A 12,204-nucleotide genomic window follows, 5' to 3' on the forward strand; every position below is an offset into this window, starting at 1 on the left:
GGGGCCGCCGGACCGGGGTGCGGGCGCGGGGTGCCCATAAACGGGGAAGCTCCCCGCGGGCGGGGCACGTACCCTTTTCTGTTGTGCCGAACGCCAATGAAGACAACTCCAGCACCCTGAGTCAGGTGCAGCACCGCGCGGTGAACGAACTGCTGCGGGTCGCCCCCGTCGCCGACGAGCTCGGACGCCGGTTCCAGGAGGCGGGATTCCGCCTGGCCCTGGTCGGCGGCTCCGTCCGTGACGCGCTGCTCGGGCGCCTCGGCAACGACCTGGACTTCACCACCGATGCCCGCCCCGACGACGTCCTGAAGATCGTCCGGCCCTGGGCGGACTCCGTATGGGACGTCGGCATCGCCTTCGGCACCGTCGGCTGCCAGAAGGAGGCACGGGTCGGCGACACCGACCGGAGCTTCCAGATCGAGGTGACCACCTACCGGTCGGAGGCGTACGACCGGACCTCGCGCAAGCCCGAGGTGTCCTACGGCCACTCCATCGAGGAAGACCTGGTCCGCCGCGACTTCACGGTCAACGCGATGGCCCTGGCTCTCCCGGAGAAGGAGTTCATCGACCCGCACGGCGGTCTGGAGGACCTGGCGGCGCGGATCCTGCGGACCCCCGGCACCCCGGAGGACTCCTTCTCCGACGACCCGCTGCGCATGATGAGGGCTGCCCGGTTCGCCGCGCAGCTCGACTTCGAGGTGGCTCCCGATGTCGTCGCGGCCATGGAGTCCATGTACGACCGGATCGAGATCGTCTCGGCCGAGCGGATCCAGACGGAACTGAACAAGCTGCTGCTCTCCGCACACCCCCGCAAGGGCCTCGGCTTGCTCGTGGACAGCGGGCTGGCCGACCGGGTGCTGCCCGAGCTGCCCGCGCTGCGGCTGGAGAGCGATGAGCACCACCGGCACAAGGACGTCTACGACCACTCGCTGATCGTGCTGGAGCAGGCGATCGACCTGGAGGAGGACGGCCCCGACCTGGTGCTGCGGCTGGCCGCGCTGCTGCACGACATCGGCAAGCCGCGCACCCGCCGGTTCGAGGTCGACGGCCGGGTCTCCTTCCACCACCACGAGGTGGTGGGCGCGAAGATGACCCGGAAGCGGATGACCGCGCTGAAGTACTCCAACGAGATGATCAAGGACGTCTCCCGGCTGGTCGAGCTGCACCTGCGCTTCCACGGCTACGGCACCGGCGAGTGGACCGACTCCGCGGTGCGGCGCTACGTACGCGACGCGGGCCCGCTGCTGAGCCGGCTGCACAAGCTGACCCGCTCCGACTGCACCACCCGCAACAAGCGCAAGGCCGGCGCCCTCTCCCGGGCTTACGACGGTCTTGAGGACCGGATCGCCCAGCTGCAGGAGCAGGAGGAGTTGGACGCGATCCGGCCCGACCTGGACGGCAACGAGATCATGCAGGTCCTCGGCGTCGGCCCGGGCCCCGTGATCGGCAAGGCCTACGCCTTCCTGCTCGAGCTGCGCCTGGAGAACGGGCCGATGGGACGGGATGCCGCCGTCACCGCCCTCAAGGAGTGGTGGGCCGCACAGGGCTGAGCCGGTGAGGCGATGTTTCACGTGAAACATCGGGCAGCGCGGCACGGCGGCGGGCGATGTTTCACGTGAAACGTCGCCCGTGCCGTGCCAGCCCTACAGCGATCGAGGCGTACACCACGGCCACGCACACGATCAGCGTCCCGGACTTCCCGTCGGCCGGGAGGATCAGCGCTGCGGCTGCCGCGGCACTGACGAAGGCGACGTTGAAGAGCACGTCGTAGACGGAGAAGACCCGGCCGCGGAACCCGTCGTCGATACGGGACTGGACCTCCGTGTCGGTGGCGATCTTGGCTCCCTGGGTGGCCAGGCCCAGCACGAAGGCGGCGGCCAGCATCGGGCCGGGCGCGAAGAACAGCCCCAAGGCCGGCACCAGCACCGCGGAGCAGCCGGCGCATGCCGTGATCCAGCCCCGGGTCCCCAGCCGGCCCACCATCCACGGCGTGACCGCGGCAGCCGCGAAGAACCCGGCCGCGGAAACCCCTACGGCCAGCCCCAGCAGGGCCAGGCCATCCGACTCGCGCTCCGACCAGGCGTACCGGCAGAGCATCAGCAGCATCACCGTCAGCGCCCCGTAGCAGAACCGCATCAGGGCCATCGCCACGAGCGCCTGAGCCGCTTCCCGGCGCTCGCCCAGGTGCCGGAGTCCCGCGCCCATGCCCCGCAGGGTCAGTGCGACCCCCTCGGCCACCGACGGGTACCGGGGCTCGGGGTCCCGGTCCGGCCCGAGCAGGGAGACGGCCAGCCGCAGTGAGGCCAGGGCAGCGCACAGGTAGAGGACGGCGCCCAGCAGGACCACCACGGCATTGGAATCGGCGGCCAGCAGCCGGACCAGGACGGCCAGACCCCCGCCGGCGGCCGCGGCCAGGGTGCCGGCGGTGGGCGACAGGGCGTTCGCCGTGACCAGCTGGTGCCGGCCGACCACCCGGGGCAGGGAGGCGGACAGCCCCGCCAGGACGAACCGGTTGACGGCGGTGACCGACAGCGCGGAGGCGTAGAAGAGCCAGTCTGGCACCTGCGCGACGATGAGCACGCCGGTGCCGCAGGCCAGGACGGCCCGGAGCAGATTGCCGTAGAGGAAGACCTGGCGGCGGCGCCACCGGTCCAGCAGGACTCCGGCGAAGGGGCCGATCGCCGAGTAGGGCAGCAGGAGGACCGCCATGGCCGAGGCGATGGCCGTCGGCGAGGTCTGCTTCTCGGGGGAGAACACCACATAGGTGGCGAGGGCCACCTGGTAGACGCCGTCGGCCGCCTGGGACAGCAGTCGTACGGCGAGCAACTTCCGGAAGTTCCTCAGGCGCAGCAGCACGCGCAGATCCCGTACGACAGGCATGAGGGCAAGGGTCACACACGCGGAGGGTCCCCGGGCAGATTGCCCGGGGACCCTCCGTGGAAGAGAAGGCGAACGCTCGGCGCGCCTTGTCCGTCGTGCTTAGCGCTCGACCTCGCCCTTGATGAACTTCTCGACGTTGGCCAGGGCCTCGTCGTCGAAGTACTGGACCGGCGGGGACTTCATGAAGTAGCTGGACGCCGACAGGATCGGGCCGCCGATGCCGCGGTCCTTGGCGATCTTCGCGGCGCGCAGGGCGTCGATGATGACACCGGCCGAGTTCGGGGAGTCCCAGACCTCGAGCTTGTACTCGAGGTTCAGCGGGACGTCGCCGAAGGCGCGGCCCTCGAGGCGGACGTAGGCCCACTTGCGGTCGTCGAGCCACGCGACGTAGTCGGACGGGCCGATGTGGACGTTCTTCTCGCCGAGCTCGCGGTCGGGGATCTGCGAGGTGACGGCCTGGGTCTTGGAGATCTTCTTCGACTCCAGGCGGTCGCGCTCCAGCATGTTCTTGAAGTCCATGTTGCCGCCCACGTTGAGCTGCATGGTGCGCTCAAGACGGACACCGCGGTCCTCGAACAGCTTGGCCATCACGCGGTGCGTGATGGTGGCGCCGACCTGCGACTTGATGTCGTCGCCGACGATCGGGACACCGGCCTCGGTGAACTTGTCCGCCCACTCCTTGGTGCCGGCGATGAAGACCGGGAGGGCGTTGACGAACGCGACCTTGGCGTCGATGGCGCACTGCGCGTAGAACTTCGCAGCGTCCTCGGAACCGACGGGCAGGTAGCAGATCAGGACGTCGACCTGGCGGTCCTTGAGGATCTGGACCACGTCGACCGGAGCCTCGGCGGACTCCTCGATGGTCAGGCGGTAGTACTTGCCCAGGCCGTCGAGGGTGTGGCCGCGCTGCACGGTCACGCCCTTGTTCGGGACGTCGCAGATCTTGATGGTGTTGTTCTCGCTGGCGCCGATGGCGTCCGAAAGGTCGAGGCCGACCTTCTTCGCGTCGACGTCGAACGCGGCGACGAACTCGATGTCACGCACGTGGTAGTCGCCGAACTGGACGTGCATCAGACCGGGGACCTTGGCCGCCGGGTCGGCGTCCTTGTAGTACTCGACGCCCTGCACCAGCGAGGCGGCGCAGTTGCCCACGCCGACGATGGCTACGCGAACCGAACCCATTCCGGTTGCTCCCTGTTTGTTCTCGGACGAGGCCTGCGAGTGCAGGACCTCATGTTGCGGTTTCGTCGGACGGACCGGGACGTCTCTGGTCCCGTCCCGCCCGCTCACTCTCGATGAGCTCGTTCAGCCAGCGAACTTCGCGCTCCACGGACTCCATGCCGTGCCGCTGAAGCTCCAGCGTGTAGTCGTCGAGACGCTCCCGGGTACGGGCGAGCGAGGCGCGCATCTTCTCCAGGCGCTCCTCGAGCCGGCTGCGGCGTCCCTCCAGGACGCGCATCCGGACTTCCCGTTCGGTCTGGCCGAAGAAGGCGAAGCGGGCGGCGAAGGACTCGTCCTCCCACGTCTCCGGTCCGGTGTGGGAGAGGAGCTCCTCGAAGTGCTCCTTGCCCGCCGCCGTCAACCGGTAGACGATCTTGGCCCGCCGCCCTGCGAGTGAAGCGGCGAGGGCATCCTCCGGGGCGTTCCCCGGTTCCTCGATCAACCAGCCGTTGGCGACCAGCGTCTTGAGGCAGGGATAGAGCGTCCCGTAGCTGAAGGCCCGGAACACCCCCAGTGAGGTGTTGAGCCGCTTGCGGAGTTCGTACCCGTGCATGGGGGATTCGCGGAGCAGGCCGAGGACTGCGAATTCGAGGATGCCTGAGCGTCGACTCACCTGTCAGCCCCCTTCCCCCACGGCGGAGTCCCGTATGTCATGTCGGGCCGATGTATCGACTCGATACATCCAGACGATAGAACGGGCGGCCTCCTGCGACAAGGGGGGGCATGGTGACCGGTGTCACATCACTGATTTGCAGGAGGCAAGTTGCCGGATTTGGGGTGAACTTTGGCACTGGATGGGTTTTGAGCGTGCGTAGTCTGTGGGCCATGAGCGAGCACCGCCGCAAACCGCCGCAGCCTCAGGGCGGCGGCCGCGCAGCGTCCCGCCGGGCCGGCCAGCGCGGCGCCGGCCGTAGCGCCATGCCCGGACGCGATGTCCCGACCGCCTCGCCCAGCGGCCCGTACGGGGATCCGTACGGCGGGCAGACCGCCTACGGCAGCCGTGCCGAGGCCCGCCGGGCCGCCCAGCGCGGCACCGGCCGCGGCAGGGGCACGGGCGGCGGCCCGCCGGACAAGCGGTTCATCAACTACCCGCGGTCCGACAAGGACGGCTGGAAGCGCTTCATGCCGTCCTGGAAGCTGGTCGGCGGTACGGCCCTGGGATTCTTCGCGATCGTGACGGCGGGCGCCGGTATCGGCATCGCGATGGTCGGCACGCCCGACCCCCACAAGGCGGCCCAGGCGCAGAACAACGTCTACTACTGGGCCGACAACACCCAGATGGCGGCCACCGGAGGCTCCACCAACCGGCAGATCGTCACCATCGACAAGATCCCGAAGTCGATGCGGAACGCAGTGATCGCGGCGGAGAACGAGTCCTTCGAGACCGACAAGGGCGTGGACCCCATGGGTGTCGCCCGGGCCGTGTACAACATGGCCACCGGCGGCTCCACCCAGGGCGGCTCGACCATCACCCAGCAGTACGTCAAGAACACCTTCCTCACTTCCGAGCAGACGCTCAAGCGAAAGGTGACCGAGCTCTTCATCTCGATAAAGCTCGGTGTCAGCGAGGAGAAGGACACCGTCCTCGCGGGCTACCTGAACACCGCCTACTACGGCCGCGACGCGTACGGCATCCAGGCCGCCTCCCGCGCCTACTTCGGCAAGGACTGCGACAAGCTCACCCCGTCCGAGAGCGCCTTCCTGGCCCAGGTCCTCAAGGGACCCAACCTCTACAACCCGGACGGCGGCATCGGCAGCGCCGCCACCCCGGAGGCGAACACCGAACGGGCCGTGAAGCGCTGGAACTGGGTGCTCGACCGCGAGGTCGAGGTCGGCCGGATGAGCCCGCAGGAGCGGGACCAGCACAAGGCGGCCGGCTTCCCCAAGCTGGTCGACTCCGAGCAGGCCCGCGCGCTGACCGGCCAGACCGGCTACCTGGTCGAGACGGCCAAGCAGTACGTGATGAAGACCAAGAAGCTCACCGCCGACCAGATGGCGCTGGGCGGCTACCGGATCTACACCACCTTCCAGAAACCGAAGGTGGATGCCCTCAGCAAGGCCGTCGACGATACCCGCAAGGACTTCCTCGACCCGGTCAAGCGGCCCCAGTACGACACCAACGTGCAGTTCGGCGCCGCCTCCGTGGACGTGAAGACCGGCGCCATCGTCGCGCTCTACGGCGGACCCGGCTGGGACCAGAAGTACTTCAACAACAACGCCAACACCACCGGTGTCCCGGTCGGCTCGACCTGGAAGCCCTACGTCCTGGCGGCCGCCATGGAGTACGGCACCCAGAACTCCGACGGCGAGGGCATCTCCGTCGACAGCAAGTACCAGGCCAACGACCTCACGGTGATCAACAACCGGGAGGGCAAGCCGCTGCGGGACTCGAAGGGCAAGCCCTTCCGGCAGAAGAACGAGAGCACCTTCCCGTACGGCTACGTGGACCTGAACGAGTCGATGGAGAAGTCCATCAACGTGCCGTTCGCCCAGCTCGTCTTCGACGTCGGCCACGACAAGGTGCGCAAGGTGGCCAGGGCCACCGGCATCATGGACGAGTCGATGAACCCGAACAACGACGCCTCCTTCGCGCTCGGTACCTCCACCCCCAGCGCGATCCGGATGGCCGACTCCTACGCCACCTTCGCCGCCTCCGGAACCCACCACGAGCCGTTCTCGGTGATCAAGGTGCTCAAGGACGGCACGGAACTGGACGGCTTCGCCGCACCGAAGGGCGAGCGGGCGATGGACAGCGCCGTCGCCGACAACGTCACCAAGGTCCTCGAGAACGTGGTGCAGAACGGCACCGGCACCAAGGCCAAGAAGCTCGGCCGGCCGGCCGCCGGCAAGACCGGAACCACCGACAAGAACAAGTCGGCCTGGTTCGTCGGCTACACCCCGGAGCTCTCCACCGCGGTCACCCTCTTCCGCACCGACCCCAATGCCAAGGTCAAGACGCTCGAGTCGATGAACGGCACCGGCGGCGTGGACTCCATCCACGGTGGTGACATCCCGACCGAGATCTGGACGGACTACATGAAGGTCGCGCTGAAGGGGGTCCCGGAGAAGAAGTTCCCCGAGGCCGAGGAGATCGGCGTGACCGCCGACTCCAAGGGAGCTCCCTCCCCCAGCCCGACCCCGTCCCCCTCCCCCTCCCCGTCGGAGTCGAAGAAGGCGGACCCCAGCCCGTCTCCCTCCCCCTCCCCGTCGAAGGGCGGCAAGCCCTCCTGCAAGCCGTGGCAGTGGGACTGCAACACCGACGCCGGAACCACCTCCGGTAACGACACCGGCGGCCAGTCCGACGGCGGCAGCGACGGCGGGCCCACCGGAAGCACCCCCTCCCCCAGCCGGTCCTCCACCAAACCGGGCCGTCCGGGCGGAACCACCAGCGGGACCACCGACGGCAGCACCATCTGGGGCAGCACCGGTGATGAGGACACCGGCTGACCCCGGTGGGGCAGGATGAACGCATGACCAAGGTGCACGAGGACCACCCCGTACCGCCCACCCGGCAGGACGAGGTCGCCGCCGCAGGCAGCCAGATCATCGGCGGCCCGCTCGGCCGCCACGCCCTGTTCGGCGGCCACTGGCTGAATCCGGTACGGGTCGTGGTCCTCGTGGCCCTGGGCATGTTCGCCCTCGGCATGGTGCAGAAGCTGCCCTGCTACAACTGGGCGTGGTTCAAGGGGGCGAGCTCCCAGTACACCCACGCCTGCTACTCCGACATCCCGCACCTGTACGTCGTACGCGGCTTCGCCGACAACCTCACGCCGTACTTCGACCGGCTCCCCGGGGACATGCAGTACCTCGAGTACCCGGTCCTCACCGGACTGTTCATGGAGGTCGCCTCCTGGCTGACCCCCGGCAGCGGCTCCATGCAGCACCGCGAGCAGATCTACTGGATGGTCAACGCCGGCCTGCTGATGGCCTGCACCGCCGTCATCGCCGTCTGCGTGGCCCGCACCCACCGCCGCCGGCCCTGGGACGCCCTGCTCTTCGCTCTCGCGCCGGCCTTCGCGCTCACCGCGACCATCAACTGGGACCTGCTGGCCATCGCCCTGACCGCCGCCGCGATGCTCATGTGGTCCCGCGGCCGGGCCCTGGCCTTCGGCATCCTCATCGGGCTCGCCACCGCCGCAAAGCTCTACCCCGTCCTGCTGCTCGGCCCGCTGTTCGTGCTGTGCTGGCGAGCCGGGACCTGGCGGGCCTTCGGCCAGGCCGCGCTGGGAGCGGCCGGCTCCTGGCTGCTGGTCAACCTGCCCGTGATGATCTGGGCCTGGGAGGGCTGGACGAAGTTCTACACCTTCAGCCAGGAACGCCCCATCGACTTCGGCTCGGTGTGGCTGCTGATCTCCCAGCGCTCCGGGAACCCCCTCGACGGCGCCAACACCTACGCCACCGGGCTGACCCTGCTGCTGTGCGCGGCCATCGGCCTGCTCGCCCTGACCGCCCCCCGCCGCCCGCGGTTCGCGCAGCTGGCCTTCCTGGTGGTCGCCGTCTTCATCCTGACGAACAAGGTGTACTCGCCGCAGTACGTGCTCTGGCTGATCCCGCTGGCCGCGCTCGCCCGGCCCCGCTGGCGCGACATCCTGATCTGGCAGGCCGGCGAGGTCGCGTACTTCCTCGGCATCTGGATGTACCTCGCCTACACCACCAGCGGGGACAAGCACCAGGGCCTGCCCGTGGAGGGCTACCAGCTGGCGATCGCCGCCCACCTCCTGGGCACCCTCTACCTGTGCGTGATGGTGGTACGCGACGTCCTGCGGCCCGAGAAGGACCCGGTCCGCCGGGACGGCTCGGACGACCCCTCCGGCGGGGTCCTCGACGGCGCCCCGGACGTGTTCGTCCTCGGAGACGCCGCGAGGGCGCCGCAGCAGGCGGCGCCCTCGGAAGGACAGCGGGTCGACTGGGGCGTCAGCGGTCGATGACCCGGTCGAACTGGGTGGTGGTGTGCCGCAGGTGCGCCACCAGCTCGTCGCCCACCTTCGGCTCGGTGGCGTCGGAGGGCACGAACAGGATCGACACCTGCATGTGCGGGGGCTCGGCGAACCAGCGCTGCTTGCCCGCCCACACGAAGGGCGAAAGGTTCCGGTTGACGGTCGCCAGGCCCGCCCGGGCCACGCCCTTGGCCCGCGGCATCACGCCGTGCAGGGCCTTCGGCGCCTCCAGGCCCACGCCGTGCGAGGTTCCGCCCGCCACCACGACCAGCCAGCCGTCCGAAGCGGCCTTCTGCTGCCGGTAGCCGAACCGGTCGCCCTTGGCCACCCGGGTGACGTCCAGGACCGCGCCCTTGTACTCGGTCGCCTCGTGGTCGCCCAGCCACAGCCGGGTGCCGATCCGGGCCCGGAACCGGGTCTGCGGGAACTGCTGCTGCAGCCGGATCAGCTCTTCGGCCCGCAGATGGCTGACGAACATGGTGTGCAGCGGCAGCCGGGCGGCGCGCAGCCGGTCCATCCAGCCGATGACCTCTTCCACGGCATCCGAGCCGTCCGGCCGGTCCAGGGGCAGGTGCAGGGCGAAGCCCTCCAGCCGCACGTCCTCGATCGCCGCGGCCAGCTGGCCCAGATCCTGCTCGGAGACCCCGTGCCGCTTCATCGAGCTCATGCATTCGATGACCACGCGGGCACCGACCAGACCGCGGACCCCGTCCACCGAGGACACCGAGCGGATCACCCGGTCGGGCAGCGGCACCGGCTCCTCGCCCCGCCGGAACGGGGTCAGGACCAGCAGGTCACCGCTGAACATGTCCTTGATCCGGGCAGCCTCGTAGGTGGTGCCGACCGCCAGGATGTCCGTGCCGAGCCGGGTCGCTTCCTCCGCCAGCCGGTCGTGACCGAAGCCGTAGCCGTTGCCCTTGCAGACCGGGATCAGCCCCGGGAACTGGTCCAGCACCTGCTTCTGGTGCGCACGCCAGCGCGCGGTGTCGACGTAGAGCGTGAGCGCCATGGCCCGTCCGGAACCTTTCTCGAAAACTGCGGGGGAGGGGGTAACTGCCTGGTCAGCGGCGGGACATGTAGATGTCGAGCGCCTTGTGCAGCAGCTTGTTGAGCGGGAAGTCCCACTCGCCGACGTACTCGACGGCCTCGCCGCCGGTGCCGACCTTGAACTGGATCAGGCCGAACAGGTGGTCGTTCTCGTCCAGCGTGTCACTGATGCCGCGCAGGTCGTAGACGCTCGCGCCGAGCGCGTACGAGTCCCGCAGCATCCGCCACTGCATCGCGTTCGAGGGCCGCACCTCGCGCTTGTGGTTGGCCGAGGCCCCGTACGAGTACCAGACGTGCTGGCCGACGGTGAGCATCGTGGCGGCGGCCAGCGGCTCCCCCTCGTGCTTGGCGATGTACAGCCGCATCCGGTTGGGATCCTCGGAGTTGAGGGCCGTCCACTGGCGCTGGAAGTAGCTGAGCGGGCGCGGGCGGAACTTGTCGCGCTCGGCCGTGATCTCGTACAGGTGCTGCCAGGTCGGCAGGTCCTCGTAGCCGCCCTGGACCACCTCGACGCCGGCCTTCTCGGCCTTCTTGATGTTGCGGCGCCAGAGCTGGTTGAAGCCCTTGAGCACGTCGTCCAGGGAGCGGTTGGCCAGGGGCACCTGGAACACGTAGCGCGGCTGGACGTCGCCGAAGCCGGCGCCGCCGTCTTCGCCCTGCTGCCAGCCCATCCGGCGGAGCTTGTCGGACACCTCGAAGGCGCGGGGCTCGATGTGCGAGGCCTCCACGTCACGCAGCCGCTTGACCTCCGGGTCCTGGATGCCGGCCTTGATGGCGGCGGAGTTCCAGCGCCGGATGACGACGGGCGGGCCCATCTTCACGGTGAACGCACCCTGCTGCTTGAGGTGCGCCAGCATCGGCTGGAGCCACTCCTCCAGGTTCGGGGCGTACCAGTTGATGACCGGGCCCTCGGGGAGGTACGCCAGGTACCGCTTCACCTTGGGCAGCTGCCGGTACAGAACCAGGGCGGCGCCGACGAGTTCGCCGGACTTGTCGAACCAGCCGAGGTTCTCCGACCGCCACTCGTTCTTCACGTCGGCCCACGCCGGGACCTGGCAGTGGCTCGCCGAGGGCAGGCTCTGGAGATATGCCAGATGCTGCTCTCGGCTGATGGTCCTCAGGGACAGGCTCATGCGGGGCGTCTCCTCCGGCGGCTTCGCTGGGTATGCCGCGAAGCCTACTGTGACAAGGGCGCCACCCATCCGGGGGACAAGCGGCGCCCTGCCGCGGAGGTGCCCCGGCTAGCCCAGTACGCCGCCGAAGAGGCCGCCGTGCGCCATGCCGAGGAAGAAGCCGATCGCGGACGCGCCCAGCCCGATGATCAGTGCGAAGCGCTCGCGCGTCGTCTCCGAGATGAACTGTCCGTAGGCGCCGGTCAGGATGCCGATCAGCCCGGTCCATGAGCTGAGCAGGTGCAGATTGTGGAAGAAGGCCGTGACGAACGCCACGGCGCCGAGGACCAGGGTCACCGCGAGCAGGGCGTCCTGCAGGGGATGCGGTTTGCCGTCGGTGGCGAGCAGAGAGATGGAGGACTGGCTTCGCATTGCCTGTGCCATCGGAAGGCACCTCCTGGCTGAAGCGGGCATAGCACCGAGCACACCCGATGCCTACAGATTGTGGACCTCTCCCGCCGGATTTCAACCGGAAGGAGGGGAGCAGGTACTCTGTACGGTCTGCACTGGTGTCTGTTCTCTCCGATCCGGCACCGTGCGGTACGCATCACGACCCTCCTGCCACGGAACGACCGTGGCCGCTGAGTCCAAAGGAGGTGGGTTCCACATGCGTCACTACGAAGTGATGGTCATCCTCGACCCCGATCTCGAGGAGCGCGCTGTCTCCCCGCTGATCGAGAACTTCCTCTCCGTCGTCCGTGAGGGCAACGGAAAGGTTGAGAAGGTCGACACCTGGGGCCGTCGTCGTCTCGCTTACGAGATCAAGAAGAAGCCCGAGGGCATCTACTCGGTCATCGACCTGCAGGCCGAGCCTGCGGTCGTCAAGGAGCTCGACCGGCAGATGAACCTGAACGAGTCGGTTCTCCGGACCAAGGTCCTTCGCCCCGAGACCCACTGAACTCCGGTTCAGCGGTAATCGGGATCGAGTAGCACAGCAGCCCAGCAGC

At 68.7% G+C, this 12,204-nt stretch carries 10 protein-coding genes; 4 read left to right on the forward strand and 6 right to left on the reverse strand.

Annotation, left to right across the window (positions count from 1 at the left end):
• The first annotated feature begins 83 nt into the window (after nt 1–83).
• Complete coding sequence (locus tag AB0447_RS10200; RefSeq protein WP_366476116.1) at nt 84–1,550, forward strand: CCA tRNA nucleotidyltransferase; 1,467 nt, start codon at nt 84–86, stop codon at nt 1,548–1,550.
• A gap of 61 nt (nt 1,551–1,611) precedes the next feature.
• Here AB0447_RS10200 and AB0447_RS10205 read toward each other — a convergent pair whose 3' ends face one another.
• The 3 genes from AB0447_RS10205 to AB0447_RS10215 all read right to left on the reverse strand — a co-directional run bounded on the left by AB0447_RS10205 (nt 1,612) and on the right by AB0447_RS10215 (nt 4,714).
• Nucleotides 1,612–2,880, reverse strand: coding sequence for an MFS transporter (locus AB0447_RS10205; RefSeq protein ID WP_366476117.1), 1,269 nt, complete (start codon nt 2,878–2,880; stop codon nt 1,612–1,614).
• A 99-nt stretch (nt 2,881–2,979) separates the two neighbouring features.
• Nucleotides 2,980–4,062: an inositol-3-phosphate synthase gene (locus AB0447_RS10210; protein WP_366476118.1), complete on the reverse strand. Its 1,083-nt coding sequence runs from the start codon at nt 4,060–4,062 to the stop codon at nt 2,980–2,982.
• A gap of 49 nt (nt 4,063–4,111) precedes the next feature.
• Nucleotides 4,112–4,714, reverse strand: a complete 603-nt coding sequence (locus AB0447_RS10215) for a helix-turn-helix transcriptional regulator (RefSeq protein ID WP_366476119.1) — start codon at nt 4,712–4,714, stop codon at nt 4,112–4,114.
• A 212-nt stretch (nt 4,715–4,926) separates the two neighbouring features.
• Between AB0447_RS10215 and AB0447_RS10220 the strand changes: the two genes are divergently transcribed.
• Both AB0447_RS10220 and AB0447_RS10225 read left to right on the forward strand, forming a co-directional pair.
• On the forward strand, nt 4,927–7,548 hold the full coding sequence (locus AB0447_RS10220) for a transglycosylase domain-containing protein (RefSeq protein ID WP_366476120.1): 2,622 nt from the start codon (nt 4,927–4,929) through the stop codon (nt 7,546–7,548).
• Between the two features lie 23 nt (nt 7,549–7,571).
• Nucleotides 7,572–9,029, forward strand: coding sequence for a glycosyltransferase 87 family protein (locus tag AB0447_RS10225; RefSeq protein ID WP_366476121.1), 1,458 nt, complete (start codon nt 7,572–7,574; stop codon nt 9,027–9,029).
• Here the strand turns inward: AB0447_RS10225 and AB0447_RS10230 are convergent.
• The 3 genes from AB0447_RS10230 to AB0447_RS10240 all read right to left on the reverse strand — a co-directional run bounded on the left by AB0447_RS10230 (nt 9,016) and on the right by AB0447_RS10240 (nt 11,641).
• Nucleotides 9,016–10,047 carry an alanine racemase gene (locus AB0447_RS10230; RefSeq protein ID WP_366476122.1) on the reverse strand — a complete coding sequence of 344 codons (1,032 nt, stop codon included), beginning with the start codon at nt 10,045–10,047 and terminating at the stop codon, nt 9,016–9,018. The two genes, AB0447_RS10225 and AB0447_RS10230, sit on opposite strands and share 14 nt — an antisense overlap.
• 52 nt (nt 10,048–10,099) lie before the next feature.
• A complete protein-coding gene (locus tag AB0447_RS10235) occupies nt 10,100–11,218 on the reverse strand; it encodes a peptidoglycan bridge formation glycyltransferase FemA/FemB family protein (RefSeq protein WP_366476123.1) in 1,119 nt (372 codons plus the stop codon).
• Between the two features lie 108 nt (nt 11,219–11,326).
• Nucleotides 11,327–11,641, reverse strand: a complete 315-nt coding sequence (locus AB0447_RS10240; RefSeq protein WP_366476124.1) for a hypothetical protein — start codon at nt 11,639–11,641, stop codon at nt 11,327–11,329.
• A 223-nt stretch (nt 11,642–11,864) separates the two neighbouring features.
• Here AB0447_RS10240 and rpsF point away from each other — a divergent pair, with 223 nt between their 5' ends.
• Complete coding sequence (gene rpsF, locus AB0447_RS10245; protein WP_004950685.1) at nt 11,865–12,155, forward strand: 30S ribosomal protein S6; 291 nt, start codon at nt 11,865–11,867, stop codon at nt 12,153–12,155.
• Nucleotides 12,156–12,204: the final 49 nt, after the last annotated feature.

The sequence above is a fragment of the Streptomyces sp. NPDC051211 genome, assembly GCF_040689505.1.
Classification (GTDB): domain Bacteria; phylum Actinomycetota; class Actinomycetes; order Streptomycetales; family Streptomycetaceae; genus Streptomyces.